This is a genomic window from Lentzea sp. NPDC092896 (assembly GCF_044754905.1).
Classification (GTDB): Bacteria; Actinomycetota; Actinomycetes; order Mycobacteriales; family Pseudonocardiaceae; genus Lentzea.
Genome location: NZ_JBIVPX010000010.1, coordinates 125,853 through 151,198 on the forward strand (window position 1 = coordinate 125,853; position 25,346 = coordinate 151,198).

Sequence of the window (25,346 nt, forward strand, 5' to 3'; positions counted from 1 at the left end):
GACCCGGTTTCGTTTTCCTCCTACACTCGCCAGGATGACTGGGCTGGACGATCCGAGAAGATCGGTCCCGCGCGAACTGGCGCCGTTGCTCCGAATGGAAGTGGCGCCCGTTTCGGTGAGCATTTTCGAGGCGATCGAGAAATCCATTCCGGAATACAGCACGTTCCGGGACAACGTGGTGGACGGAATCCGGCAGGCGTTGGTGAAGTTCGTCGACCGCATCGCCGCGCCGGATTCCGAGCCCGATCCGCACGACGACATCCACCGCAAGCTCGGCGCGTGGGAGTTCAAGTCCGGCCGCAGCCTCGACAGCCTCCAGGCCGCCTACCGCATCGGCGCGCGGGTGGCGTGGCGGCACGTCTGCGGGTTCGCCGAGCGGCGCGAGCTGTCGCTGCGCCTCATGTCGGTGCTGGGCGAGGCGATGATCGCCCACGTCGACGAACTGGTCAGCCTGTCGGTCGAGGGATACGCCGCTGCCCAGGCGAGCGCGGCGGGCACGCTGGAACGCAAGCGGCGCAAGCTGATGGAGCTGCTCGTCGGCGATCCCGCGAACAACTGGCAGGCCGTGCTCGACGCGGCGAGGGCGGCGTCCTGGCCGATGCCCGACCGGCTCGTGGCCGTCGCGCTGGAGCCGTCCGCCGCACCCGCGGACGACCTGCCGGCCGACGTGCTGGTCAACTTCGAGGACGCCACCCCGTACCTGCTGGTGCCGAACCCGGCCGCGGTGCCCCGCTGGCTGCGCGGTGCCCTGCCGGGGTGGCGCGCGGCGGTCGGCCTGCCGGTGCCGCCGCAGGACGCGCCCAGGTCGCTGGCCTGCGCCCGCCGCGTGCTCGCTCTCTCCCGCGAGAAGGTGTTGCCCGACAAACCCGTGCTGGACTGCGCCGACCACATCGTCGAACTCACCGTGCTCGCGGACGAGTTCCTGGCCAGGCAGCTCGCCGAACGGGCGCTGGCGCCGCTGGCCCCGCTCACGGACCTGCAACGCACCAAGCTCGCCGAGACGCTGCTGGTGTGGCTGTCGGCACGGGGCGGGGCGCCCGAGGTCGCCGCCCGGCTGAAGGTGCACCCGCAGACCGTGCGGTACCGCGTGAACCAATTGGACGAACTGTTCGGCGACCGAATGCACGACGCCGAGGAACGGTTCACCCTCGAACTGGCGCTGCGCGCGCACTATTTGTTGCTGCGCGACTGACAAACGGCCGGAAGTCATTTCGTACGCGGGTGACAAAAGACGGTTTTTGCTTGCTTTGCCGAATCAAAGCTGGCTACTTTACTGGCGAGTAAAGCAACACCGCCTTCTTGCAGTTCAATGACGTACTCAGGAGGTCCCTGCAGATGAAGACCGGACTTTTCGCGCGCGCCGCCGCCGTCGTTCTGGTTGCCGGAGCGCTGAGCGTGACGACGGCCGGCACCAGTTCCGCCGCGACCGCCTCGCTGAACATCACCTACGTGTGCGAGTTCTCGATCACCGGCACGCACGACATGCCGACCGTGGTCACCTCGCCGGACGCGCCGGACTCCGCCACCGTCGGGGTGCCGACCGCGGCGGCCTCGACGACGGTGACCACCACCGTGTCGGACGACATCCGCAACACGCTGTGGTGGATCGGCGGCCGCTCCGTCGACGGCACGTTGAGCACCAGCATCACGGTGACCAACGGGAGCAGCGTCCAGAACCTGACGGCGACGTCGACCATCCCGAACACCGCGGTTCCCGGTTCGGGCACGTTCCAGGTCGTCGCCACCGGCACGCTGCCGGCGCTCACGCTCGCCAACGCGGGCACGGCGTCGATCTCACTGGGCAACGCGACGCTCGCGCTGACGCCCCGCTACGCCAACGGCGACCCGACGTGGATCGGTACCGTCAACTCGCCTTGCACGGTCAAGGCCGGTCAGGCCACCAAGTTCCACGAGTTCCCGGTGGCGTAAGGCTCATCCCGTGATGGGATGACGGCATGGAGCTCCAGCAACTGGTGGACCGCATCACCTCAGAGGTCACGCCAGGTGGTGCCTCAGCCGACTACATCCCCGCACTGGCCAGGATCGACCCGCACGCCTTCGGCCTCGCCGTCGCCACCCTGGACGGCGAGGTCTTCGGCGCGGGGGACTACGACAGGCCGTTCTCGATCCAGAGCATCTCCAAGGCGTTCATGCTCGCTCTGGCCCTCGCCGAGAACGACGACGTGTGGACCCGCGTCGGCCGCGAGCCGTCCGGGTCACCGTTCAACTCGCTGGTCCAGCTGGAGACCGAGCAGGGCATCCCGCGCAACCCGTTCATCAACGCGGGCGCCGTCGTCGTCACCGACCACCTCGGCCTCGGCGCGGCCGACCGGCTGCTCGCGTTCCTGCGCCAGGAGAGCGGGAACGCGCGGATCGACGTCGACCCCGAGGTCGCCAAGTCGGAGATGGACCACAGCGACCGCAACCGCGCGCTCGCGCACTTCATGGCCTCCTACGGCAACATGCGCAATCCCGTCGACGTCGTGCTGCACGAGTACGTGCGGCAGTGCTCGATCGCGATGAGCTGCGCTGATCTTGCCCGCGCCACCCTCTTCCTCGCCCGCCACGGCGTCCGCAACGACGGCACCCGCCTGCTCGGCGTCAGCGGCGCGAAACGCGTCAACGCCGTGATGCTCACGTGCGGCACCTACGACGCCGCCGGCCAGTTCGCCTACCGCGTCGGCCTGCCCGGCAAGAGCGGCGTCGGCGGCGGCATCATCGCCGTCGTGCCCGGAAAGTGCGCGATCTGCGTCTGGAGCCCAGGATTGGACGCGCGGGGCAACTCTCTCGCGGGCGTGGACGCCTTGGACCGATTCACCACGTCCACGGGCTGGTCGGTGTTCTGACTGATGGTAGGAAGACGGGGTGAGCACAACGGGGAACGCACTGGCACTGGCGGAAGACGAGGTCGTCACCCTCGTCAGTGAGCTGATCAGGATCGACACGACGAACACGGGTGATCCCGCGACGGTCGTGGGGGAGCGCGAAGCCGCCGAGTGGGTGGCCGAGAAGCTGTCCGAGGTCGGCTACGAGACGACCTATGTGGAGTCCGGGGCCAAGGGCCGCGGCAACGTCGTCGCGCGCCTGCAAGGGGCCGACCCCAGCCGGGGCGCGCTTCTCGTGCACGGTCACCTCGACGTCGTGCCCGCCGGCGCCTCCGAGTGGTCGGTGCACCCGTTCTCCGGGGCCGTGCAGGACGGGTACGTGTGGGGCCGCGGCGCCGTCGACATGAAGGACATGGTCGGCATGACGCTGGCCCTGGCCCGGCACTTCAAGCGCAACAACGTCGTGCCGCCGCGCGACATCGTGTTCGCGTTCCTCGCCGACGAGGAGGCGGGCGGCCTCTACGGCGCGAAGTGGCTGGTGGAGAACCGGCCGGAGCTGTTCGAGGGCGTCACCGAGGCGATCAGCGAGGTCGGCGGCTTCTCGATCACGCTCAAGGACGACGTCCGCGCGTACCTCGTCGAGACGGCCGAGAAGGGCATCCGCTGGCTCAAGCTGCGGGTCAAGGGCACCGCGGGGCACGGCAGCATGATCCACCGCGACAACGCGGTCGCGAAGCTCGCCGCCGCCGTCACCAAGCTCGACCAGCACCAGTGGCCGCTGATCATCCGCCCGTCCGTGCGCGAGTTCCTCGACGGCGTCACCGAGATCACCGGCCTCGAGTTCCCCGACGACGACATCGAGGGCTCGATCGGCAAGCTCGGCGCGCTGTCGCGGATGATCGGCGCGACGCTGCGCGACACCGCGAACCCGACCATGCTCTCCGCCGGGTACAAGGCGAACGTCATCCCGTCGACCGCCGAGGCCACTGTGGACTGCCGGATCCTGCCGGGCCGCGAGGAGGCGTTCGACCGCGAGCTCGCCGAGCTCCTCGGCCCGGACGTGGAACGGGAGTGGGTCGGCCTGCCGCCGGTCGAGACGACGTTCGACGGCGCACTGGTGGACGCGATGACGGCGTCGCTCCTGGCCGAGGACCCCGGCGCCCGCGTGCTGCCGTACATGCTCTCCGGCGGCACGGATGCCAAGTCGTTCCAGCAGCTCGGTATCCGCAACTTCGGCTTCTCGCCGCTGAAGCTGCCCGCCGACCTCGACTTCTCCGGGCTCTTCCACGGCGTGGACGAGCGCGTGCCGGTGGACGCCCTGAAGTTCGGCGTCCGGGTCCTCGACCGATTCCTGCGCAACAGCTGAGGAGTGGTGTCGTGTCCACTGTGGATTTGACCGGTCAGGTCGCGCTGGTCACCGGCGGAGCGCGGGGTATCGGCTCCGCCGTCGTGCACCGGCTCGCGAAGCTCGGCGCGCGGGTGGCGGTGCTCGACCTCGACGCCGCCGGCGCGCACCGGGTCGCGTCCGCGGTGGGCGGCATCGCCATCGCCGGTGACGTCGCCGATCCCGAGACCATGCCCGCGGTCGTGGAGCAGGTCGAGAAGGAGTTCGGACGCCTCGACGTCGTGCTCCTCAACGCCGGGATCGGCGGCGGGCAGACCGGAGTGGACGACGCCCTGGACGTCGCCCGCTACCGCAAGCTGGTCGGGGTCAACGTCGACCACGTCGTCTACGGGCTCTGCGCCGCCGTCCCGGCACTGCGGCGGCAGGGCGGCGGGAGGATCGTGATCACGGCGTCGCTGGCCGGGCTGACGGCCATGCCCGCCGATCCGCTGTACACGCTGACCAAGCACGCGGTCGTCGGGTACGCACGGGCGGCGGGCAAGGCACTGGCCGGTGACAACATCACGGTCTCCGCGCTGTGTCCCGGGTTCGTCGACACGTTGCTGCTGGGCGCGGCGAAGGAGGAGTTCAACTCCGTCGCGTTCCCGCTGCTGACGCCGTCCGACGTCGCCGAGGCGCTGCAGACCGTGCTGGCACAGGGCGAACCGGGGGAGGCCTGGATCATCCAGCCCGGCGGGAAGGCGACGGCCTACGACTTCCGCGGCGTGCCGGGCGTCGGTGGCGGGAAGTTGCCACCCGAAGTGGTGCTCGGCCGCATTTAGGGCGTGTCCTGGAACCGGGTTGTCTCGTTAGGACGAACAGACGACACGGCGAAAGGACAGCGCATGGTGCGGCTGGAGGACGGGACCGAGCTCAACGTGATGCGCGCGGGGGATCCCGAGGCACCCGTGACGGTCGTGCTCGCGCACGGCTACGCGCTCGACCACCGCAGCTGGCACAAGGTAGTGGAGCAACTGAGCCAGGACTACCAGGTCATCGCCTACGACCACCGCGGCCACGGCAAGTCCGGCGGCGCGTCCAAGGAGACCGCCACGATCGATCAGCTCGGGGAGGACCTGGGCGAACTGATCGAACGCGCGGTGCCGCAGGGGCAGATCGTCATCGCCGGCCACTCGATGGGCGGCATGGCGGCGCTCGCGATGGCCGAACGCCGGCCGCGGCTGTTCCGGCAGCGGGTGCTGGGCAACGTGTTCGTGTCCACGGCGGCGAGCGGCATGTCCGAGACGACGCTCGCGTGGCCCAAGGCCGTCGGCAAGCTCGTGCGGGAGCTGGAACGGGCGTTCGGCCCGATCGTGCGCGCGGTGCGGGAGAAGATCGAGCCGACCAAGACCGCCGGGCTGCGGTGGTGGCTGTTCGGCGACCAGCCGGCGGCCGAGGACGTGGAACTGACCGCGGACATGGTGTGGGCGCACTGGCCGGAGACCGTCGCGTTGTTCCGGCCCGCCGTGGACCGCTACGACCGCGAGGCCGGGCTCACCGTGGCCAAGGAGAAGGCCGTGGTCGCCGTCGTGGGGGACGAGGACCGGCTGGTGCCCGAGTCCGACGCCGTGAAGTTCGGCGGAACGTCGGTCGTGCTGGCCGACGCCGGACATATGCTTCCGCTCGAACGACCGGCGGAGCTCGCGAACCTGATCCGCGAGGTGGCCGCGAAGGCATAGCTGGGGGCTGGTGCGTGCAGTACCTCGAACCGCGCACGGACGTGCCCGCGAAGGACGACTGGTCCACCGGCCTGATCCTGCAGGACCTGCGCTGGGGCGCGACGACGCTGGGCGGCATCGCCGTCGTGACGGGCGCCTTCGGCGTGGCCTGCCTGTTCCTGGCCAGCACCCCCGGCAACGTCGGCGCGATGGTCGTGCTGTTCCTGGTCACGTTCCTGTTCGGGCTCGGCCCGCTGATGTACCGGTCGGAGACCAGGGCCCTGCGGCGCGGCCTGCTCGAGCAGCCGTGGCGGCGCGTGCCGGCCACGGTCGCGGAGAAGCAGGACGACGATCTGCACGACCGTCTGCTGCTCGGTGACGGTACGGTGCTGAAGGGCTGGTTCCAGGACCTGCCGGACATGGTGCTGGAACGGCAGGAGGTCTTCGTCTGCGGTCCTGACGCGTCCGGCAAGGCCGTCGTCAGGGCGGCCGGGTTCGCGAAGCTGGAGAACGCCAAGGCCGGTGAGGCTGAGGACCATCCGGCACGGGAGCGCGTCGAACGTCCGTTGGGCAGGCCGCTCGACGACGCGGCCACGATGAAGGCCTACAAGGGCATGCGGTGGGGCGTTCGGTCGTGGTTGTGGGCGGCCGTGCCCGGAGGACTCGGGGGAGTGCTGGTCCTGCTCAGCCTGTTCCCGCTCGCACCGGCCGGGCTGGTCGTCGGCGGACTGATGACCGCGCTGGGGCTGCTGGGCGTCCCGACGGCGATCGAGATCAGCCGCTGGTACCGCGACGCCGTGAAGGCCGTCGAGAACTCGGCGCAGTGGACGCCGGTGGCGATCACGCTGTTCCCGTGGAAGCCCAACCAGAACGTCGCCGGGCTCGCGCAGATGCCCGGCGGGCTCGCGCTCGTTCAGTTCGTGATCCCCGACCTGCACGTGGTGGCGAACATCGCCGACACCGGCGTCATGTGGATCGCCGGGACGCACGGCGACGTGATCGCGGTGGGCGTGCCGAGGGTGCCGGTGCTGACGTTCGCCGCGGTCCAGCCGGATCGGGACACCCCGAAGGAGGACCCGATCCCCTGGATCCAGCGGTTCCACCAACCGGACTTCAGCGGCCTGCCGCGCTAGAGCGACGTCTTCCCGGCGGACGGCCGAAGAGCCGGACGTGCTCGTCGACCAGCCAGTCCTTCAGCGGCGCCCACTCCGGGTGGTGGTTGAGCACCAGGAGGCGGTGCATCCACCAGTTCGGGTCGTCGTGGCGGGGGAACGCGGCGAGCCACCCGGCCCGCTGCTCCGCCGTGAGACCCCAGAGGTGGGCCAGCTGGCCCTCGGCGTCCGTGTCGAGCTGGGCGGTGACCCGGCCGTCCTCGGTGTGCCATTCCGCGCGGAGTTCGCGCAGGACGGCTATGGCGCGTTCGTCACCTTCCTCTGCGGTGACGACCACTGTGTGCAGGCCCTGCGCCGCGGCTTCGGCGAGCAGGGCACGGGCGGACGTTTCGTCGTGCGGCAGTGCGCTGTGAGCGACCCCGACTTCGTGCGGCACGAGCTCCATGACCCAGAATCTGATCACATCTACAACCAGTTCGGTGGATTTTATTGCTTCAGTGTTGACTGAAGCCTCACCTTCCCGCCGTTGGTCGCCGTAGTTGCTCAAACGTTGTTGTAAGGCTCGGACGCATCGACACCACACAACGTTTTCGCACTACAAATGTGGTCGAGAGGAAAGGTGAGTGGTGTTGTTCAGCAGAGAGGCCTCGGCTCCACGCCGGGGAAGTAGTGCTCCCAGTGCCGACTGGACAGGTGCGCCGTCGTAGTGGTGCACACGCGGGTCGCGGTCGCCTCGACGTCGAGGTCCCAGACGCGGACAGTGCGGTCCGCGCCTCCCGTCGCGAGCGTCCGGTTGTCCGGCGCGAACGCCACGCCCCACACCCGTTCGGTGTGACCGTGCAGCACTGCCCGGACCTGGGGGTTTCGGGGATCGCTCACGTCCCACACGCGGACGACGTCGTCGGTCGTGCCGGCCGCGACGAGGGTGCCGTCGGGGGAGACGGCCAGGCGCTGCAACGGGCCGCCGTCGTTGGGCAGGGACGCGAGCTTGCGCGGCTGTGCGGGATCGCTGATGTCGTACAGCGCGCCGCTCGCGCCCTGGTTCGCGAACGCCATGACGTCGCCGTGGATCACGACGGTGAACACCTCGTCGCTGCCCGCCTGCCCGCCGCGGCGGATGGGGTCGGGGTTGTCGTCGGTCTTGAGCGCCGGGTACGCCCGCGGCTTCGCGGGATCGCTGACGTCCCAGAGCTGGAGCTCCCGGCTGCCGCTCGCGATCACCAGCGTGCGGTCGTCCTCGGAGAGTTCGACCTGCCAGACGGTGTCGGTCTTGGGAACGCTGAATCCGCCCATCTTGACCGGGGCTGTCGGGTCGGAGACGTTCCAGAGCCCGATCACACCGTCGTCCTCGGCGGCGACGAGCATCCTGCCGTCGTGGCTGAACGTGGCGCCGACGATCGGGACGTTCGAGGTGATCGCCTTGGTCAGCAGGCGCGGCTTGGCCGGGTCGCCGACGTCCCACAGGGCGGCGGTGGTCGTGGACGACGAGAACAGGACGTTGCCGGTGGGGCTGATGTCGAGCGTCATCGTCTCGTCGTCGGGGGCGAACACGGGCAGGGTGGAGATCTCCTCGGCGTGCCGGTCGTCCGGCCGCCACAGCTTGATGGCGCCGTCCTCGGCGACGGTCGCGAAGTACCGTCCCTGCTTGTCGTAGTCGAGCTTCCACACGGTGTGCTTGTGCCGCGGATAGTTCAGGTTGGCCAGGTCGAGCACCCTGACCTCGGCCTCCGTGGTGGCGGTGACCATCCTGCGCGAATCGGAGCTGAAGGTCACCGACCCCAGGGCGTCGGTGTGACCGCCCAGTACCGCGGCGATCCGGACGTTCTGGCGGTCCGTGACGTTCCACAGTCGCATCGTCTTGTCGCCGCCGCCGCTGGCGAGGAACCTTCCGTCGGGGGAGAACGCGACCGCGTGGACCGAGAAGGAATGCCCGCTCGCGATGCTGAGCAACGCGGGAGCGCGCTGGTCGGTGACGTCCCACAGGCGCACGTCGCCGTTGTCGGCACCGGTGGCGATCGTGCGGCCGTCGGGGGAGAAGGAGACGCCGTCGACCGCGTAGTCGCCGGGGGTGGCGTCGATGACGGACAGCGGGGTGCCGGTCGCCATCTCCCAGAGCTTGACCGTGCCGTCCCACGACGCCGAGGCGATGGTGGTGCCGTCACGGTTCAGCGAGATCCCGTGCACGTTCCCGTCGTGGGCCTGGATGGTGCGCACGAGCGTGGCGGGGCCGGAGATGTCCCAGATCCTGATGGTCCTGTCCTGGCCGCCGCTGACGAGCGAGCGGCCGTCCGGGGTGAACCCGACGGCCTGCACCTGGCCCTCGTGGCCGGAGACACGGGCCTTCTCGACGGGTCTGCGCGGGTCGGTGACGTCGAACAGGCGGATCAGACCGTCCCAGCCCGCGGCCGCGATCGTCCTGCTGTCCGGGCTGAACGCCATGCCGTGGGTGGCGTTGCCGCCGGCGTGGACGCGGCCGAGCTCGCTGGGGTGGAAGGGGTCGGTGAAGTCCCAGATGATCATCGTGCGGTCGTCGGCCGCGGTGGCCAGGATCTTGCCGTCCGGGCTGAACACGGCGAACGACGCCGTTTCCTGGTGACCTCGCACGACGGTGACCTGGGGTGCGGCGAAGGTGCTGAGCAGGGCGTCACGGGCCGCGGGCAGCCCGGTGAGGCGGTAGGCGGCCAGGCGCAGCTGGCTCGCGAGGCTCGGGTCGCGGTCCTGCAGGCTGTTCGCCTCGGCGATGGCCTTCTGGGCGAGCGCGATGGTGCGTTGTTCCGTGGTCTGGCGTTGGGCGCGTACGGCGAACACGGACGCGGTGGTGGCTACGAGCAGCAGCACGGCGAGCAGTGCGACGACTCGGCGCAGGTTGGTGGTGCGGCGCTTCTCGGTGGCGAGGCCGTGTTCGACCGCGGATTTGCTGGCGTCGAGGAACACCTGCTCGTCGGCGTTGAGGGCACCGGGTTCGCGATGCGCCCACTCGGAGGCCTGGGTGAGCGGCGCGCCCCGGTAGAGGGAGCCGGGGTCGCGGCCGTGGGCCTCCCAGTCGGCGGCCGCGGCGGTGAGCCGGCGGTGCACGCGCAGGTCGTCGCGTGCCTCGGCGATCCAGTCGCGCAGGCGGGGCCAGCTGCGGATGACGGCTTCGTGGCTGATCTCGGCGCTGTCGTCGTGGACGGTGAGGATGCGTGCTCCTGCGAGGTGCTCGACGACGTCGTCCGCCCCGAGCTCGGACCGTTTGACGTGGCGTTTGGTGTCCTCGGTGCCTTCGCCGGGGGTGATCAGGCGCAGGAACACCTGGCGCGCCTGGGTTCGCTGCCGCTCGTCGAGTCCGGTGTAGGCGTTCTCGGCGGTGTTGGCAATGGCGCGGGCGATGCCGCCGCTCTCGTGGTAGCTGGTGAGCGTGAGGGTGTTGCCGCGCTTGCGTTGCCACGTCTCGAGCAGCGCGTGGCTGACGTGGGGTAGGACGCCGGGTTCGCCGGTGGCGTCGGCGATGAGGCGGGCGACGAGTCCGGTCTCGAGCGCGCAGCCGACCTCGACGGCGGGCTGGGTGATGGCCTTGCGCAGTTCGTCGGTGGTCATCGGGCCGACCAGGACCTGGGCGTCCTCGACGGCGTCGAGGAGAGCGGGGTGGCGGGCGCAGTGGCCGTAGAAGTCGGCGCGCAGGCCGATGACGGTCTGGCCGTCGCGTGCGGTGAGCGCGGCGATGAACTCGTCGCGGTGGGGGAGCGCGAAGATCTCCTCGAACTGGTCGACGACCAGCAGGCCCGGGGTCTCCGGGATCGCCTCGGAGGTGCTCGGGGTGATCAGCTCGCCGGGCTTGCGGGCCAGCAGACCGGCCCTGAGCAGCGACGACTTGCCGGAGCCTGACGCGCCGATGACCAGCACGGTGGCGTGCTGGTCGAGTTTGGTGAGCAGCTTGCCGACGAGCCGTTCCCGCCCGAAGAAGCGGTCGGCGTCGTGCTCGGTGAACGCCTTGAGGCCGACGTAGGGGGAGTCGGCCACGGGGGAGGGCTGCTCGGTCTCGCCGATCTCGCGCCAGCGCCGTTCCCAGGTCTCCTCGTCACCACCGCAGGCCCGGACGAACGCGAGCGCCACGGCGAGGCTCGGCAGCCGCTGGCCGCGGGCGGCGTCGGCGAGGGTGCTGGCGGAGTAGTGGCTGAGCTTGCCGAGTTCGCGGTAGCCGGGGGAGCCGGCCTTCTCGCGGAGCTTGCGCAGGTCGAAGGCGAACTGTTCGACGGGCCCGGCGAACGGGTCGAGCGGTTTCTCCGGGCGGGGCATGACGGTGATTGTTTCATCCGCTTACTTCTCGTCATGCTCTATTGCTTCAGTGTTGACTGAAGTAGATCATCAACCGGTGTTCACCTTCGCCCGCCAGGTACAGCGTCTCGAACACCAGGAGGTGAGCGCCCCAGCGTTCGGTGCCGGTGGTGGGCGGCAGGGACGATGCGGCGTCGTAGCGGTCGGTGAAGGCGGCGCCGGCGGTGATGGAGAGTTCGAATGCGAGCGCGGCCGCCTGGTGATCGCCCAGGTCCGCGGCGGCGCGCAGGGCGGCGGCCCGGTCGTTCGCTACCTGCTCCCAGTCGGGGTAGTGGGCCTTCGAGTCGGGGCTGAACGCGAAGCGGACGAGGTTCTGCTCGTCGCCCAAGCCGGAGATCTCGCCGAACCGTGCGGTGCTCGCGAGGACGTCGCCGGCGGGGGAGAGGACGGCGGCCGCGGTGGGGCCGAGGGCGTCCAGGGTGGCTGTCACGGTCGGGCGCAGCGGCGGTGGCGGGGGAGGAGCGCAGGTCGTGTCCGCCTTGATCAGCCGGTACAGGTGGACGCGCTCGTCGGCGGTCATGGCCAGGGCGTCGGCGAGGGAGGCCAGGACCTGGCCGGAGGGGGACCGGTCGGTGCCGCGTTCGAGGCGGGTGAGGTATTCGACGCTGATGCGGGCGCGGTCGGCGAGTTCGCCGCGGCGCAGTCCCGGGGTGCGGCGGCGTTCGGTGCTCGGGGGTGTGGTGGCTTCGCGGCGGGCGCGCAGGAAGCGGCCCAGTGCGTTGTCGGCCATGACGGCTGAGCTTAGAGGGGCCCTGAGCCGGTCTCCCTGCGTTCGTCGTCCGCGGTGATGCTGTGGATCATGCGATATCGACTGTTCGGCCGGACCGGTCTGCGCGTCTCGGAGTTGTTGCTGGGCACGATGACGTTGCGGTCCGAGGACGTGGCGCGGCGGGTGATCGACGTCTACGCCGACGCCGGCGGCAACTTCCTCGACACCGCTTCGGCGTACGGGGAGAGCGAGGAGGTGCTTGGCGCGGTGCTGGGGCGGCGTGACCGGTTCGTGGTGGCGACGAAGTACACGTTGTCGCGGGACGCGGCGGATCCGAACGCGGGCGGGAACCACCGCAAGAACCTGGTGCTGTCGCTGGAGCAGTCGTTGCGGCGGTTGCGGACGGACTACGTGGACGTGCTGTGGGTGCATCTGTGGGATCGGCACACGCCGGTCGAGGAGACGATGCGGGCGCTCGACGACGTGGTGCGGGCGGGGAAGGTGCTCTACGTCGGGGTGTCGGACGCGCCGGCGTGGTTCGTGGCGCGGGCGAACACGCTGGCGGAGTGGCGGGACTGGACGGCGTTCTCGGGGTTGCAGGTGCCGTACAACCTGCTGAAACGCGATGTGGAGCGTGAGTTGCTGCCCATGGCGTCGGAGCTGGGGTTGAGCGTGGCGGCGTGGGCGCCGTTGGCGGCGGGGAAGCTGTCCGGTGGCACGCGGCGCTCTGGCGTGCTGACCGGGCCGGAGGAGCGGGCGGCGCGGGCTGTGCGGTCCGTGGCGGAGGAGTTGGGTGCGACGCCTGCTCAGGTGGCGCTGGCGTGGGTGCGTGCGTCCGGGGCGCTGCCGCTGGTGGGCGCGCGGACTCCGGAGCAGGTGCTGGACTGCCTGGGCGAGGTGGTGCTGCCGCCGGAAGCGGTCGCGCGCCTGGAGGCGGCGGCCCCGTTCGAGCGGGGCTTTCCGGCGGACTTCATCGCGGAGTGCGAGGCGGGTGCGTTCGGCTCCGCCGTTGTCGTCAGGTGATGAGGCCTGGCAGCAACGCGGGCTGGCGCTTGCGGCGCAGCCACATCTTGCGGGAGCCGTCGCTGTAGAGCAGCGTGCGGGACAGTTCCCAGCCGGCGAACTCGGCCTGGATGGCCAGCTGCGTGGTCGCGGTTCGGCGGGAGATGCCGGGCGGCAGACGCAGCGGCCGGTATTCCCAGTCTCCGTCGATCACCCCTTCGTTCATGGTGCGATCACCTGTATCCCTCCGTTGTCGCCGGACGTCACGGTGACGCGTCCGGATTCCTGGTCGACGCTGACGGTGTTGGGTTGACGCACGGTGGGGAACCGGTACTTCTCGGCTGGTTCTCCCGCGGCGACGTTGAGCCCGACGACCTCGTTGCGGTCGGTGAGTGTGATCCACGCGATGTCGCGCTTGCCGTCGTAGGCGATGCCGTACGGGGTGCCGGGCATGGGGTAGCGCTGGCGCATGATCAGCGGGTTGATCGAGAAGGCGATGAACTCCCCGCCGCGGGTGTCGACCACGAGCAGCCGGCCGAAGCGGTCGGGGACGCCGTTGGTGGCGCCGTCGCCCGCTCGCAGGCCCGCGCCTCTGGTCTCGGCGCCCTTGTCGTCCTCGGTCATCTCGAAGACGGCGCTGCGCAGCCGGTCGAGTTCGACGTCACGGCCGTTGACCTGGAACTTCAGCGTGGTGCCGGTCTCGGTGAACGTGCCGCCGGGCGTGATCTCGCCGGGCAGGGTGGCGTTCTGGGCGGGGGAGTGGGCCGGCTTGGCGGCTTCGAGGGTCTCCGCGACCTGCAGGGGATCCTGTGACCCTTCGCTCTGGCCGCACGCTGCCAGCGTCGCGGTGGTCAGGAGCAGAGCAGCGAGCCGGCGCAAGATCGGGTTCCCTTCGCGGAAGTCGTCCTCTCCAGCATCCCTGACGGGCGGTCATAGGTCACGCAAGGGGTGGGGTGAAACCCCGTTCGGCCGCTTCGTCTGGCAGTTATCTCTATTGCTTCAGTGTAGACCGAAATTTAACATCCCGAGTTCTCCGGCTCCAGATTCCCTCCGAACCACAAGCCAGCAACGAAAGAGGGGCTCAGGGCATGGGGCGTTCGGGGTAGCCGAGTTCGATGGCGCTGACGTCGTCCAGAGCCGCCCTGATCGCGGGCGGCAGGGTGAGCTCCTCGGCTTCGAGCGAGGCGATGAGCTGGTTCGTGTCACGGGCGCCCACGACGGGGGCGATCACGCCGGGCCGGTCGCGGACCCAGGCCAGGGCGACGCACAGTGCGGAGGTGCCGAGGCCTTCCGCGGCGGTGGAGACGGCCTGCACGATCCGGGCGGCGCGTTCGTTGCGGTGCTGTTCGACGTAGCCGGCGAAGTGCGCGGACGCGCCGCGGGAGTCGGGTGGGGTGCCGTTGCGGTACTTGCCGGTGAGCACGCCGCGGCCGAGGGGCGCCCAGGGCAGGAGGCCGAGTCCGTGGTGGCGGGCGGCGGGGGCGACTTCGCGTTCGATGCCGCGTTCGAGCAGGGAGTACTCGACCTGGGTGGAGATCAGCGGGTAGGTGGTGGGGGTGAGGGCGGCGGTGGCGAGTTGCCAGCCGCTGTAGTTGGAGATGCCGGCGTAGCGGACTTTGCCGGAGGTGATGGCGTGGTCGAGGGCGGAGAGTGATTCCTCGATGGGGACGCCGGCGTCCCAGGCGTGGAGTTGCCAGAGGTCGATGTGGTCGACGCCGATGCGGCGCAGGGAGCCGTCGAGGGCGGACAGGAGTGCGCCGCGGGAGGCGCCTCCGCCGAAGGGGCCTTCGGTGCGGCGGGCGACGGCTTTGGTGGCGAGGACGAGTTCGTCGCGGGGGACGACTTCGTCGAGGAGGGTGCCGAGGAGGCGTTCTGCTTCGCCTTCCGAGTAGACGTCGGCGGTGTCGATGAGGGTGCCGCCGGCGTCGGCGAAGGCCATGAGCTGGGTGGCGGCCTCGTCCGCGTCGGTGTCGCGGCCCCACGTCATCGTGCCCAGTGCCGTCCTGGACACGCGGAGGCCGCTGCGGCCGAGGTATCGCTGTTCCACGTGCGCGATGCTAAGGGGTGATCATCGGCTGAGCCTGGCAATCGGTGTTACTGACCGGTAGGGTCTCGCCGTGTGAAGCTCGGACTGAACCTCGGATACTGGGGCGCCGGCAACGACGCCGCGAACCTTGAGCTGGCCAAAGAGGCCGACCGACTCGGTTTTTCGGTGGTGTGGGCCGCGGAGGCCTACGGCTCCGACGCGCCGACGGTGCTCGCGTGGGTGGCCGCGCAGACCGAACGCATCGACGTCGGTAGCGCGATCTTCCAGATTCCGGCGCGGACGCCGGCGATGGCCGCGATGACCGGGGCCACTTTGGACACGTTGTCCGGTGGGCGGTTCCGGATGGGTCTTGGTGTGTCGGGTCCGCAGGTGTCGGAGGGTTGGCACGGTGTGCGGTTCGACAAGCCGTTGGCGCGCACGCGTGAGTACGTGGAGATCGTGAAGAAGGCGCTGTCTCGCGAGAAGCTGCGCTATGAGGGTGAGCACTACACGCTGCCGTTGCCGGATGGTCCCGGTAAGGCGTTGCAGCTCACCGTCCACCCGGTACGGGAGCAGATTCCCATCTACCTCGCCGCTGTGGGCCCGAAGAACCTGGAGTTGACGGGGGAGATCGCGGACGGCTGGTTGGCGATCTTCTTCTCGCCGGAGTACTCGGCGGAGTCGCTGGCCAGTGTGAAGGCGGGCCGGGAGAAGGCCGGTCTGACGATGGAGGGCTTCGACGTCGTTCCTACCGTCCCTCTGATCGTCGGTGAGGACTGGAAGGCGTGTGCTGACCCGGTTCGCGCGTACACGGCGCTGTACGTGGGCGGCATGGGTTCGCGCAAGCAGAACTTCTACAACAACTTGATGGTGCGCATGGGTTTCCCGGCTCAGGCCGAGGAGATCCAGGAGAAGTACCTGGCTCGTGACTACGCGGGTGCGATGGCGGCGATTCCGCTGGAGTTCCTGGACGCGACGTCGTTGCTGGGCCCGAAGGAGCGCATAGCAGACAAGATGAAGGCGCTCGCTGCCGCGGGGGTCACCACGCTGTCCGTTTCGCCGATGCTGCAAGATCTGGAGCAGGGGATCGCGGGTCTTCGGACCGCGGCCGAGGCTTTGGATCTGGCAGGAGTGGGTAGTTGAGCTGGTTGCAGGCTCTGGTCCTCGGACTGGTCCAAGGACTGACGGAATTCCTGCCGATTTCCAGCAGTGCGCACCTGCGCATCACGTCGACGCTGTTCTTCGGCAACGACGCGGGCGCTTCGTTCACCGCGGTGATCCAGTTGGGTACCGAGGTGGCGGTGCTGATCTACTTCGCCAAGGACATCGGGCGCTTCATCAGCGCCTGGTTCCGCGGCCTCTTCAGCGCGGAGGCGCGCAAGGAGAAGGACTACCGGCTCGCCTGGTACGTGATCATCGGTTCCGTGCCGATCTCTGTTCTCGGTTACCTGCTCAAGGACGAGATCCGGACGTCGGCGCGGAACCTGTGGATCACGGCGACGATGCTGGTGGTGTTCGGTCTGCTGCTGGGTCTGGCGGACCACATGGCCAAGCAGCAGCGGGACGAGCTGCGGATGAAGGACGCGATCGGGATGGGGCTGGCGCAGGCGCTGGCGCTCATCCCGGGCGTTTCTCGTTCGGGTGGCACGTTGACTGCGGGGTTGTTCCTGGGGCTGACTCGGGAGGCGGCGGCGCGGTACTCGTTCCTGCTGGCGATTCCGGCGGTGTTCGGGGCGGGGTTGTTCTCCATTCCGGACGTTCTGGAGCGTTCGGGTGAGGGCGCGCAGGCGTCGGTGCCGCAGATGATCGTGGCGACGCTGATCGCGTTCGTGGTGGGGTACGCGACGATCGCGTGGTTGTTGAAGTACGTGTCGAAGCATTCGTACTCGGCTTTCGTCTGGTACCGGTTGATGCTGGGGCTCGTGCTGATGGGGCTGCTGTCGATGGGGTTGCTGCAGCCGATCTAAGGTGGGTGTCGTGGCCACGGTGATCCTGCTTCGACATGCTCGTTCGACCGCCAACGGTTCCGGTGTGCTCGCCGGGCGTTCCTTGGGCGTGGGTTTGGACGAGCGCGGGCAGGGTCAGGCCGCGGCGTTGGTCGGCCGGTTGAAGGACGTTCCGGTGAGCGCGGTGGTGTCGTCTCCTCTGCAGCGGTGCGAGGAGACGTTGGCGCCGTTGCTGGCGGACCGTGCCCTGGAGGCGGTCGCGGAGCCGGATCTGTCCGAAGTGGATTACGGGGCGTGGACCGGTAAGGCGTTGAAGGATCTGCTGAACGAGCCGTTGTGGGCGGTGGTGCAGCAGCATCCGTCCGCCGCGGTGTTCCCCGAGGGTGAGGGGCTCGCGCACGTTCAGGCTCGCGCTGTCGCGGCTGTGCGTGCGCATGATGCGCGGATCACCGAGGAGCACGGTCCTGGCGCTGTGTGGGTGTTGTGCTCGCACGGTGACGTGATCAAGTCGATTCTCGCGGACGCGTTGGGTGTGCACCTGGACGGGTTCCAGCGGATTGTGGTGGATCCGTGTTCGATTTCGGTGGTGCAGTACACGACGACGCGGCCGTTCGTGTTGCGGACCAACGACAACGGTGGCGATCTGAAGGGTGTGGTGCCTGTGGCGCCGCCGCAGGAGGAGCCGTCGTCGGACGCTACCGTGGGTGGCGCGACCGGGACCTGAGGTAGCGCTGTTCTGGTGCGCTCAGGGTGAGTTTGGCGGCTTTCTCGTACTCCTGCCGGGCCTGTTCGTGTTGTCCTTTCAGGTCGAGGAGATGTGCTCGGACGGCGTGGACGCGGTAGTGGTCGAGGTCCAGTGTGGACAGTTCGTCGAGTGCCTGCTGGGGGCCGTGGACCATGGCGACTGCGACGACGCGGTTGAGTGAGACCATCGGGCCGGGTGCGGTGACGGTGAGCAGGTCGTACAACCCGAGGATCTCGTGCCAGTCGGTGTCGTCGGCGGTCTTGGCGTCGGCGTGGACGGCCGCGATGGCCGCCTGCAGCTGGTAGGGGCCGATCTGTGCGGTCCTGAGCGCCGTGCTGATCAGGTCGGCGCCTTCCGCGATGGCTGCGGTGTCCCACTGGGAGCGGTCCTGTTCCGCGAGTGGGATCAGTGTGCCGTGGGTGTTGGTGCGGGCGGGGCGGCGTGCGTCGGTGAGCAGCATCAGTGCGAGCAGGCCGGTGAGTTCGCCGTCGTCGGGCCTTCTGCGGTGCAGTTGCCTGGTCAGCCGGATGGCTTCCGCGGTGAGGTCGACGCGCACGAGGCTGTCGCCGGAGCTGGCGGTGGAGCCTTCGGTGAAGATCAGGTACAGCACGTGCAGGACGGCGGTGAGGTCCTGCGGTGGCCGGAACTTCGCTCCCGACTGTTTGATCTTCTGCTTGGCGCGGCTGATGCGTTGCGCGACCGTCGCCTCCGGCACGAGGAACGCGCGCGCGATCTCGGCCGTGGTGAGACCGCCGACCGCCCGCAGCGTCAGGGCGATCTGTGAGGCCGTGGTGAGTGACTCGTGGCAGCACAGCGCGAGGATCGTGAGCGTGTCGTCCTGGGCGGGCACCGGGTCCGGTGGTGCGGGGGTGAGGGCGACGACCTTGTCCTCGCGTTGACGGCGTGCGGTGTCGGAGCGGTACTGCTCGATCCACCGGCGGCTGGCGGCGGTGATGAGCCAGCCCTTGGGGTTGTCGGGGATGCCGTCGGCCGGCCACTGCTGGGCGGCGCCGAGCAGGGCTTCCTGCACGGCGTCCTCGCAGACGTCGAACTGGCCGTGGCGGCGGACGAGGACGCCGAGGACCTGCGGCGCGAGTTCCCGCAGCAGGCCCTCCACCTCACGGTTCACATGCCGTCCAGCATCGAGACGTCCCAGACGGGCCGGACCTCGATGCCGTCGTTGTGGGCGTCGGGCAGAGTGGCGGCGTGGGCGATGACCTGGTCGATGTCGTCGGCTTCGACGAGGTAGAAGCCGGCGAGGTACTCCTTGGCCTCGGCGAACGGGCCGTCGGTGACGACGACCTCGCCGTTTCGGATGCTGACGCCCTTGCCGGTCTCCGGTCCGGGCAGGCCTTCGCTGACGATGAGTTCGCCGGAGGCGCGGAGTTTGTCGGACAGGTCGTAGTGGTCCTGGCCGAACTTCATCTGCTGCTCTTCGGTGAGCTTGTCCCACGCGGCCCGGGACTTGGGGTTGCTGTAGATCAGGATCAGGTACTTCACGTGCGGCCTCCCGGCTCGTGGCTGGCTGGCGGAAAAATCTTCTCACCGCCATGTCGAGACCGCGGGCTGTGTCTCGACACCGGTGTGTCAGCCACTTTCGACGGAGGAGTTCGGGATGACTCACACGCTGGTGCAGGACGAGGTCGCGATTCTCGCGGTGTTCACCGAGCACGAGGAGGGGATGAGGCTGCGGGATCCCGCGCGGATCGTGGCGCGGTATGCGCAGGACGCGGTGACGTGCACGTTGGCGCCGCCGTTGCGCAACACGGGTCTGGACGCCCGTGATCCGGAGGCGTTGGCGGGGTGGATGGCCGGGTTCAGCGGGCCGATCACGATCGAGCACCGGGATCTTCAGGTCGCGGTGGCCGGTGACGTGGCGTTCGTGCACGGGCTGGCGCGGATGGCGGCGGTGCCGGTCGGGTATCCGGAGGGGTTCTCGATGTGGATGCGCACGACTGTGGGGTTGCGGCGTCGTGACGGGCGGTGGCTGGTGACGCACGAGCACCAGTCGGTGCCGTTCCACATGGACGGGTCGTTCCTGGCGGCGACCGATCTGGAGCCCTGACATGGGCCTTGCCGAGGCCCGGACCGTGCAGGGGGTCGGTCCGGACCTCGGCGCTTCTTGCGGGGTGGTCTGCTACTTGACGTTGACCGCTGCCCAGGCCCGGTTGACCGCCGCGTACTCGGGCGACGAGGCGCCGTAGAGGTCGGCGGTGGCCGCGAGCGTGCCCGTGCGGGCGGCGGCGTACTTGGTGCTGGAGGTGAACTTGGTGGTCAGTGCGCGGTACCAGATCTTCTCGGCCTTGTCGCGGCCGATGCCGGTGACGGACTGGCCGTCGGTGGTGGGGGAGTCGTAGGCGACGCCGTTGATGGTCTTCTGGCCGCTGCCCTCGGAGAGCAGGTAGAAGAAGTGGTTGGCGATGCCCGAGGAGTAGTGGACGTCGACGTTGCCGGCCGTGGAGGACCAGTAGTCGAGGCTCTTGCCGTCCTTGGAGGGCTTGTCCATGTAGCGCAACGGCTTGCCGTCGCCCCGGATGTTGATCTTCTCGCCGATCAGGTAGTCGCCGACGTCGGTGGTGTTGGCGGCGTAGAACTCCGTGGTGGAGCCGAAGATGTCGCTGGTGGCCTCGTTGAGGCCGCCGGACTCACCGGAGTACACGAGGCCCGCGGTCGAGGCGGTGACGCCGTGTGACATTTCGTGGGCCGCGACGTCGATCGAGGTCAGCGGGTTGCGGTTCTGGGCGCCGTCGCCGTAGGTCATGCAGAAGCACGAGTCCGACCAGAAGGCGTTGCTGTAGTTGTTGCCGTAGTGGACCTTGCTCAGCGCGCCCTGGCCGTTGTTCTTGATGCCGCTGCGGCCGTGGACGTTCTTGTAGTAGTCCCAGGTCTTGGCGGCGCCGAACGCGGCGTCGACGCCCGCGGTGGCCTTGTCGGTGTAGGTGCCGTTGCCCCACTTGTTGTCGGCGTCGGTGAATAGGGTGCCGGTGCCCGTGCCGTTGTTGAGGTTGTTGACGGCCTGGTTGCCGCGGGCCGGGTCCTTGAGCTGGAACGTGGAGCCGGACTGGGCGGTGTTGAGGGCGACGGTGCCGGTGTAGGTGGACTGGCCGGTGCCCTCGGCGTGGTGCACGCCGTCGTAGGTCAGCAGGGTCTGGCCGGTCTTGGCGTCGGTGAAGGTGTGCAGTTCGCTGGGCGTCTGGTCTTGCTTGACGCTGTGCGTGACCGTCTCCCACGCGAGCACGGGGGTGTGGTCCAGGGCGAACACGACGAGCGTGCCGCCGGCGGCCGCGGTGGCGGGCGCGGAGGTGTCGAGGCCTGCGAGGGCGGCCTCCGACGCCTTGGTCACGCCCGTGACCTGGCCGGACTTCTGGGCGACGACGAGGTCGCCGCCGATGACCTTCAGACCGTTGAGAGTGCGGTCGAAGCGGAGGTGGTGCGTGCCGTCGGCGTCGCGCACGACGTCACGGGGGACGAGCTGCTCGCCGCCGGACAGGCCGAGGGCGGAGGAGATCGTCCCCGCCTGCTCGGCCGCGGCGTGCAGAGCTTCCTGTTGCGTGAGGCTCCTCGGCTGCGGTGCAGCGTTGGCTCCCAGCGTGCCCGTGGCGGCCAGGGCCGCTCCGGCCACCAGGGCGGTGGTGATGCCCAGGGTTTTGCGCTTCATGAACGCTCCTTGTTCCGGTGCAGGGAGTGATCGCTCCGGGCGTTACAGGGGTGCCGGGTCGATCACCGTGGAACATCCCGACCATCGTCGATGACCGGGCGTGGTGATCGTATTGCTCTCAGTACATGCGACCAGCCACTCCCAAAGTGCGAGATTGCTTCACGATTTGAGCTGAGGCGCTGGTCAGGACACCGGGATTTGTCCGAATGGCGGGACAAAAGAGCAGCTCAAACGGCGTGGAAACACGACGGAAACTTCTGGGCACGCCGGTGCCGATGGAGTAGCGCGCTGCTCTGTTCGGTGCAGCCCTACCGGAGGGGATCTTGTTTACAGTTAACTACGCACAGTGAGACCTGGGTCACAGAATCAGAGGCCCAGGCGGGTCACGGCGTTGTCCTCGAGGGGGTTCGCGGTCCGGATGTAGCGGTGCACCGTGCGCGGATTCGTCCACCGGCCCTGCCGCATGATCTCCCGGTCGCTCGCCCCGCCCAGCGCCGCCTGCGTCGCGAACCCCGCCCGCAGCGAGTGCCCGCCGAACAACGCCGGATCCAGCCCCGCCCGCACCGCGTAGCGCTTCACCAGTTCCGCCACCGCGCGCCCCGACATGGCCTTCGCGCCGATGCCGCCGTGCCGGTTGATGATCGGGAACACCGGGCCCTGCGGGCGGGTGGCCTGGTAGCCGTGGCAGCGGTGCAGCCCGGTCTCGGTGATCTCGCGGCCGTCCAGCACGTCGGCCCAGTCCGCGAACGCGCACACCGGGCACGTCGGCCGCCTGCTGCCGCGCGGCAGCACCACCGACTGCTGGTGCTTGCCCGTCTGGTCGGTCTTCGTCGTCCCCAGCCGGATCAGCAGCAACGGTTCGTGGGTGCGCGGATCCACGTCCACCGTGACGTCCTCGAACTCGATCTGCGCCAGCTCACTGCGCCGCAACGCTCCCGCGAACCCGACCAGCAGCAGCAACGCGTCCCTCGCGCGCGCCGGGCCGTCCTGCGGACGTTCGTTCAGGAGCGCTTCGAGCGTGTCGAGCAGCACCGGCCGTTTGCGTCGCGGCTGGGTCTTGCGGGTGCGCCGGATACCGCGCAACGTCAGCCGCACGACATCACTGCGCGTCGGGCTGGGCAGGCCGTTGGCCGCGTGCACGGCCGCGATCGCCGCGGACTTGCGTTCCAGTGTCGACGCGCCGAACGCCGGTGACCCGTCCGGTTTCACCGTGTCCGCCGCGACCGCCAGGTACACCGCCACGTCCAGCGGATCCGCGGGCAACGCCTGACGGCCCTCCGCCTGACACCAGCCTGCCCAGGCGATCCAGTCCGACCGGTAGGCGCGCACCGTGTTCGGGGATTGAGCGCTGCGCAGATAGCCGCTGAGCGAGGCCGCCTGCTCGTCGTCGAACCGTTCGCGCACCCTCACGAGCGCGTCGGCGTCGATCAGCACCGAGTGCGAGACCCTGACCAGCGCGTGCTGGACGGGTTCGGGCAGGCTCACACCCGCGATGGTAGTCCTCTGATCAACTCCGCGACCTCGCGCGGCGCGAACTCCAGCCCGCTGATCCCCACGCTCACCTCGAAGCTGCACCGGCGCGGATCCGGATTCGACCGCGCGTACAGGAACAGCCTGATCCCCATCTCCTCCAGCAGGTTCTGCGCCGCCCGCTGCGCGTCGTGGCGCGACATCGGCAGGTGGACGTGGAACAGGGGAGTGGCGGGCACGTCCGGGGTGGTGTGCGCGAACCCGTCGGCGTTGATCGCCTCGGCCAGCGCCCGCGCGTGGTCGCGGAACTCCGCCATCCTCGGCAGGTTGGTGTCCATGCCCATCAACGCGATCGCCGCCAGCGGCCACGCGTCCGCGATCGCCCCGCCCATCCGGCGCTGCCACACCGCCGCCTGCCCGATCGTCTCCGCGTCCCCGGCCAGGACGGCGCCCCGCACGCCCTCGAGTCCTTTGTAGAGCGACACGTACACCGTGTCGAACAACGCGCAGATCTCCGCGAACGTGGCGTCGTAGCCGGTCTGCGCCTCCCACAGCCGAGCCCCGTCGCAGTGCGCGGCCGCACCGCTCTGCCTCGCCCACGCGGTCTGCGCCGCCAGATCCCCGAACTCCGGCAGCGCTCCGCCGATGTCGCGTTGCGGCAGCTCGAACACCACGGCCGCGAGCGGTTCGCGCACCGCCGCCAGATCGTCGAGGCCGAACAGCTCGTTGCGGTCACCCACCGGGTGGAACCGCAGGCCGTGCAGCACGTTGTAGCCCTGGTTCTCCCACACGTGCAGGTGGGTCTGCGGATGACCCGCGAACGCCTGCCGGCCCGTGCGTTCCGCGTGCACCCGCAACGCCACCTGCTGCGCCATCGTCCCCGACGGGAAGAACAACGCCTGGGGCTTGCCCAGCAGCGCCGCGACCCGATGCTCCAGCTCCCGCACCGGATCCTCCGGCCGCGTGTCCGCCGTGACGTGCCCGGCCAGGCGGCGCACCAGCTCGAACGGCGACTTGCGCGGACCGCTGTGCTGCGACAGCGAACGACGGATCTCCATGACCGGACGATACCTATTGCAACTTACTTGCAACAGACCCGTTCGCCGTGATCAGGCACCTGATCAGGCCACTGTGATCAGGCAGCCGCGCTCAGGCGTGCGTCCAGCTCGGCCTCGTCCGCCACGAACCACAGCTGACGGCCCCGGTTCGACTCGTAGACGAAGTCCCGCAACGCCGTGCTCGCTGCCACCTGCTCGGCGATGTCCCCGACCACCACGACCTTGAACCCGTACTGCTGGAACTTCTGCACCACCGCACCCGCCACCCGAGTGCGCAACACGAGGAAATCGTCGGACAACCGCGCCACCGGCAACACCAGCCACTGCACGTCCTGACCCCACAACGTGCCCATCAAGTCCACAGCGGACTGCTCATCGGTGATCGCGGGACCGTCCGGCGCGCACATCAGCACCGTCGCGCCATGGCGCGTCTGCACAACATCAGGCATGGCACCGGAACCTAGTCGCGGCCCGCATCCGATGTCGCGCCGAATATCGCGCGCGGCCGCTGATCACCCCTTGCTAAGATCACCGCACGCGATCGACCCCGAGGAGGTGAGTCCCATCAACGCGGTCACCCCAGATGGGCGTTCCCTCCCAGCCTCGGCCTGACGCCGTCCGCGCGTCGCCACGGGAACGCTCCAGCAGCCGTCCCGAAAGGCGAACAGCCATGCGCTTCACCACCGAATCGACCTCCTCCGACGGCACCACCGAACGCGACTTCGTCCTCGACGGCGTCCCCGGCGTGCTCTGGACCCCTCCCGGCACGCCGACCGGACTCGTGCTCGGCGCCCACGGCGGCGGCCAGCACAAGCGAGCCCCCGGCGCCATCGCCCGCGCACACCTGTGCGCCGCCGCAGGACTCGCCGTCGTCACACTCGACTCGCCCGGCCACGGCGAGAGGCCCCGCACCGCCGAGGACGACCGGTTCATCACCGAGATCCGCTCCCGCATCACCGCGGGACGCGACGCCGGCGCGCTGCTCGCCGAGTACAACGCCCTGCTGGCCGCCCGCGCGATCCCGGAATGGCGATCGGTTCTCGACACCCTGCCCGACACCGGCGTTCTGCCCGGCACCGGCGCCACCACCGGGTTCTGGGGCACGTCGATGGGCAGCGCCATCGGCATCCCGCTCGTCGCCGCCGAACCCCGCATCCGCGCGGCCGTGTTCGGACTGGTCGGCGCGACCGAAGCCCTGACACGCGCGGCCGCGGCGATCACCGTGCCCGTGCGGTTCCTGCTGCAGTGGGACGACCAGCTCATCGCCCGCGACGCCGGACTCGCGATGTTCGACGCCTTCGCCACCCGCCAGAAGTCGTTGCACGCCAACCCCGGAGGCCACGGCGAGGTCCCCGAGCACGAACTGCCCGCCGCGGTGACGTTCCTCGCCGGCTGACGCACCCGAAAATCCCGGGCGCTCCCAGGCGGGCCTGGGTAGC

The 25,346-nt window shown here is 69.4% G+C and carries 25 protein-coding genes; 13 read left to right on the forward strand and 12 right to left on the reverse strand.

The window, feature by feature from the left end; translation table 11 throughout:
- Positions 1–34 precede the first annotated feature (34 nt).
- The 7 genes from ACIQF0_RS37500 to ACIQF0_RS37530 all read left to right on the forward strand — a co-directional run bounded on the left by ACIQF0_RS37500 (position 35) and on the right by ACIQF0_RS37530 (position 7,000).
- Positions 35–1,192, forward strand: a complete 1,158-nt coding sequence (locus ACIQF0_RS37500) for a PucR family transcriptional regulator (RefSeq protein ID WP_401037876.1) — start codon at positions 35–37, stop codon at positions 1,190–1,192.
- Positions 1,193–1,335: 143 nt separating this feature from the next.
- Positions 1,336–1,929 (forward strand): DUF6801 domain-containing protein, encoded by a 594-nt coding sequence (locus tag ACIQF0_RS37505; protein WP_360036884.1) that lies wholly within the window; start codon positions 1,336–1,338, stop codon positions 1,927–1,929.
- A 26-nt stretch (positions 1,930–1,955) separates the two neighbouring features.
- Positions 1,956–2,846, forward strand: coding sequence for a glutaminase (locus ACIQF0_RS37510; protein ID WP_401037878.1), 891 nt, complete (start codon positions 1,956–1,958; stop codon positions 2,844–2,846).
- 19 nt (positions 2,847–2,865) lie between these two features.
- A complete protein-coding gene (locus tag ACIQF0_RS37515) occupies positions 2,866–4,191 on the forward strand; it encodes a M20/M25/M40 family metallo-hydrolase (RefSeq protein WP_401037881.1) in 1,326 nt (441 codons plus the stop codon).
- An 11-nt stretch (positions 4,192–4,202) separates the two neighbouring features.
- Positions 4,203–4,991 carry an SDR family oxidoreductase gene (locus ACIQF0_RS37520; RefSeq protein WP_401037883.1) on the forward strand — a complete coding sequence of 263 codons (789 nt, stop codon included), beginning with the start codon at positions 4,203–4,205 and terminating at the stop codon, positions 4,989–4,991.
- Between the two features lie 63 nt (positions 4,992–5,054).
- Positions 5,055–5,888, forward strand: a complete 834-nt coding sequence (locus ACIQF0_RS37525) for an alpha/beta fold hydrolase (protein ID WP_401037886.1) — start codon at positions 5,055–5,057, stop codon at positions 5,886–5,888.
- 14 nt (positions 5,889–5,902) lie between these two features.
- A complete protein-coding gene (locus ACIQF0_RS37530; RefSeq protein WP_401037888.1) occupies positions 5,903–7,000 on the forward strand; it encodes a hypothetical protein in 1,098 nt (365 codons plus the stop codon).
- On the opposite strand, the gene ACIQF0_RS37535 is transcribed toward ACIQF0_RS37530, so the two are convergent.
- The 3 genes from ACIQF0_RS37535 to ACIQF0_RS37545 all read right to left on the reverse strand — a co-directional run bounded on the left by ACIQF0_RS37535 (position 6,981) and on the right by ACIQF0_RS37545 (position 12,023).
- Positions 6,981–7,424, reverse strand: a complete 444-nt coding sequence (locus ACIQF0_RS37535; protein ID WP_360036868.1) for a hypothetical protein — start codon at positions 7,422–7,424, stop codon at positions 6,981–6,983. The two genes, ACIQF0_RS37530 and ACIQF0_RS37535, sit on opposite strands and share 20 nt — an antisense overlap.
- A 188-nt stretch (positions 7,425–7,612) precedes the next feature.
- Positions 7,613–11,254 carry a helix-turn-helix domain-containing protein gene (locus tag ACIQF0_RS37540; RefSeq protein WP_401037891.1) on the reverse strand — a complete coding sequence of 1,214 codons (3,642 nt, stop codon included), beginning with the start codon at positions 11,252–11,254 and terminating at the stop codon, positions 7,613–7,615.
- 46 nt (positions 11,255–11,300) lie between these two features.
- Complete coding sequence (locus ACIQF0_RS37545) at positions 11,301–12,023, reverse strand: helix-turn-helix domain-containing protein (RefSeq protein WP_401037893.1); 723 nt, start codon at positions 12,021–12,023, stop codon at positions 11,301–11,303.
- 69 nt (positions 12,024–12,092) lie between these two features.
- On the opposite strand from ACIQF0_RS37545, the gene ACIQF0_RS37550 reads away from it, so the two are divergent.
- Positions 12,093–13,025 (forward strand): aldo/keto reductase, encoded by a 933-nt coding sequence (locus ACIQF0_RS37550; protein ID WP_401037895.1) that lies wholly within the window; start codon positions 12,093–12,095, stop codon positions 13,023–13,025.
- Here the strand turns inward: ACIQF0_RS37550 and ACIQF0_RS37555 are convergent.
- The 3 genes from ACIQF0_RS37555 to ACIQF0_RS37565 all read right to left on the reverse strand — a co-directional run bounded on the left by ACIQF0_RS37555 (position 13,018) and on the right by ACIQF0_RS37565 (position 15,051).
- Positions 13,018–13,230, reverse strand: a complete 213-nt coding sequence (locus ACIQF0_RS37555; protein WP_093602889.1) for a DUF5703 family protein — start codon at positions 13,228–13,230, stop codon at positions 13,018–13,020. The genes ACIQF0_RS37550 and ACIQF0_RS37555 overlap by 8 nt on opposite strands.
- Entirely contained in the window at positions 13,227–13,883 is a 657-nt protein-coding gene (locus ACIQF0_RS37560; protein WP_401037897.1) for a YncE family protein, read from the reverse strand. The genes ACIQF0_RS37555 and ACIQF0_RS37560 overlap by 4 nt, the downstream gene beginning before the upstream one ends.
- 202 nt (positions 13,884–14,085) lie before the next feature.
- On the reverse strand, positions 14,086–15,051 hold the full coding sequence (locus ACIQF0_RS37565) for an aldo/keto reductase (RefSeq protein ID WP_360036850.1): 966 nt from the start codon (positions 15,049–15,051) through the stop codon (positions 14,086–14,088).
- Positions 15,052–15,123: 72 nt separating this feature from the next.
- Between ACIQF0_RS37565 and ACIQF0_RS37570 the strand changes: the two genes are divergently transcribed.
- Genes ACIQF0_RS37570 through ACIQF0_RS37580 form a run of 3 tightly spaced genes read left to right on the forward strand, consistent with a single transcriptional unit; the run spans position 15,124 to position 17,700 of the window.
- Positions 15,124–16,173: an LLM class F420-dependent oxidoreductase gene (locus tag ACIQF0_RS37570; RefSeq protein ID WP_360036847.1), complete on the forward strand. Its 1,050-nt coding sequence runs from the start codon at positions 15,124–15,126 to the stop codon at positions 16,171–16,173.
- Entirely contained in the window at positions 16,170–16,997 is an 828-nt protein-coding gene (locus ACIQF0_RS37575) for an undecaprenyl-diphosphate phosphatase (RefSeq protein ID WP_360036844.1), read from the forward strand. The genes ACIQF0_RS37570 and ACIQF0_RS37575 overlap by 4 nt, the downstream gene beginning before the upstream one ends.
- Before the next feature lie 10 nt (positions 16,998–17,007).
- Positions 17,008–17,700: a histidine phosphatase family protein gene (locus tag ACIQF0_RS37580; protein WP_401037899.1), complete on the forward strand. Its 693-nt coding sequence runs from the start codon at positions 17,008–17,010 to the stop codon at positions 17,698–17,700.
- Here ACIQF0_RS37580 and ACIQF0_RS37585 read toward each other — a convergent pair.
- Positions 17,672–18,850: an RNA polymerase sigma factor gene (locus ACIQF0_RS37585; RefSeq protein WP_401037902.1), complete on the reverse strand. Its 1,179-nt coding sequence runs from the start codon at positions 18,848–18,850 to the stop codon at positions 17,672–17,674. The genes ACIQF0_RS37580 and ACIQF0_RS37585 overlap by 29 nt on opposite strands.
- Positions 18,847–19,221 (reverse strand): YciI family protein, encoded by a 375-nt coding sequence (locus ACIQF0_RS37590; RefSeq protein ID WP_360036835.1) that lies wholly within the window; start codon positions 19,219–19,221, stop codon positions 18,847–18,849. Before ACIQF0_RS37590 ends, ACIQF0_RS37585 begins: the two co-directional genes overlap by 4 nt.
- Before the next feature lie 115 nt (positions 19,222–19,336).
- On the opposite strand from ACIQF0_RS37590, the gene ACIQF0_RS37595 reads away from it, so the two are divergent.
- Positions 19,337–19,786 carry a YybH family protein gene (locus ACIQF0_RS37595; protein ID WP_401037904.1) on the forward strand — a complete coding sequence of 150 codons (450 nt, stop codon included), beginning with the start codon at positions 19,337–19,339 and terminating at the stop codon, positions 19,784–19,786.
- A gap of 72 nt (positions 19,787–19,858) precedes the next feature.
- Here ACIQF0_RS37595 and ACIQF0_RS37600 read toward each other — a convergent pair whose 3' ends face one another.
- The 4 genes from ACIQF0_RS37600 to ACIQF0_RS37615 form a co-directional block, all read right to left on the reverse strand.
- Positions 19,859–21,379: a M4 family metallopeptidase gene (locus ACIQF0_RS37600; protein WP_401037907.1), complete on the reverse strand. Its 1,521-nt coding sequence runs from the start codon at positions 21,377–21,379 to the stop codon at positions 19,859–19,861.
- Positions 21,380–21,745: 366 nt separating this feature from the next.
- Positions 21,746–22,864 (reverse strand): site-specific integrase, encoded by a 1,119-nt coding sequence (locus ACIQF0_RS37605; protein ID WP_401037910.1) that lies wholly within the window; start codon positions 22,862–22,864, stop codon positions 21,746–21,748.
- Positions 22,861–23,907 carry a threonine aldolase family protein gene (locus ACIQF0_RS37610; protein WP_401037912.1) on the reverse strand — a complete coding sequence of 349 codons (1,047 nt, stop codon included), beginning with the start codon at positions 23,905–23,907 and terminating at the stop codon, positions 22,861–22,863. The genes ACIQF0_RS37605 and ACIQF0_RS37610 overlap by 4 nt, the downstream gene beginning before the upstream one ends.
- A gap of 77 nt (positions 23,908–23,984) precedes the next feature.
- Positions 23,985–24,356 (reverse strand): DUF4180 domain-containing protein, encoded by a 372-nt coding sequence (locus ACIQF0_RS37615; RefSeq protein WP_401037914.1) that lies wholly within the window; start codon positions 24,354–24,356, stop codon positions 23,985–23,987.
- 221 nt (positions 24,357–24,577) lie between these two features.
- Between ACIQF0_RS37615 and ACIQF0_RS37620 the strand changes: the two genes are divergently transcribed.
- The gene (locus ACIQF0_RS37620) at positions 24,578–25,303 is read left to right on the forward strand and encodes an alpha/beta hydrolase (RefSeq protein WP_401037917.1); all 726 of its coding nucleotides are present in this window, start codon (positions 24,578–24,580) and stop codon (positions 25,301–25,303) included.
- Positions 25,304–25,346: the final 43 nt, after the last annotated feature.

Excerpts from the sequence above, each read along its gene's own strand:
- ACIQF0_RS37500 (WP_401037876.1), top strand. The coding sequence starts at position 35 with ATGACTGGGCTGGACGATCCGAGAAGATCGGTCCCGCGCGAACTGGCG.
- ACIQF0_RS37505 (WP_360036884.1), top strand. The coding sequence starts at position 1,336 with ATGAAGACCGGACTTTTCGCGCGCGCCGCCGCCGTCGTTCTGGTTGCC.
- ACIQF0_RS37510 (WP_401037878.1), top strand. The coding sequence starts at position 1,956 with ATGGAGCTCCAGCAACTGGTGGACCGCATCACCTCAGAGGTCACGCCA.
- ACIQF0_RS37525 (WP_401037886.1), top strand. The coding sequence starts at position 5,055 with ATGGTGCGGCTGGAGGACGGGACCGAGCTCAACGTGATGCGCGCGGGG.
- ACIQF0_RS37535 (WP_360036868.1), bottom strand. The coding sequence starts at position 7,424 with ATGGAGCTCGTGCCGCACGAAGTCGGGGTCGCTCACAGCGCACTGCCG.
- ACIQF0_RS37540 (WP_401037891.1), bottom strand. The coding sequence starts at position 11,254 with ATGCCCCGCCCGGAGAAACCGCTCGACCCGTTCGCCGGGCCCGTCGAA.
- ACIQF0_RS37545 (WP_401037893.1), bottom strand. The coding sequence starts at position 12,023 with ATGGCCGACAACGCACTGGGCCGCTTCCTGCGCGCCCGCCGCGAAGCC.
- ACIQF0_RS37550 (WP_401037895.1), top strand. The coding sequence starts at position 12,093 with ATGCGATATCGACTGTTCGGCCGGACCGGTCTGCGCGTCTCGGAGTTG.
- ACIQF0_RS37555 (WP_093602889.1), bottom strand. The coding sequence starts at position 13,230 with ATGAACGAAGGGGTGATCGACGGAGACTGGGAATACCGGCCGCTGCGT.
- ACIQF0_RS37595 (WP_401037904.1), top strand. The coding sequence starts at position 19,337 with ATGACTCACACGCTGGTGCAGGACGAGGTCGCGATTCTCGCGGTGTTC.
- ACIQF0_RS37600 (WP_401037907.1), bottom strand. The coding sequence starts at position 21,379 with ATGAAGCGCAAAACCCTGGGCATCACCACCGCCCTGGTGGCCGGAGCG.
- ACIQF0_RS37610 (WP_401037912.1), bottom strand. The coding sequence starts at position 23,907 with ATGGAGATCCGTCGTTCGCTGTCGCAGCACAGCGGTCCGCGCAAGTCG.
- ACIQF0_RS37615 (WP_401037914.1), bottom strand. The coding sequence starts at position 24,356 with ATGCCTGATGTTGTGCAGACGCGCCATGGCGCGACGGTGCTGATGTGC.
- ACIQF0_RS37620 (WP_401037917.1), top strand. The coding sequence starts at position 24,578 with ATGCGCTTCACCACCGAATCGACCTCCTCCGACGGCACCACCGAACGC.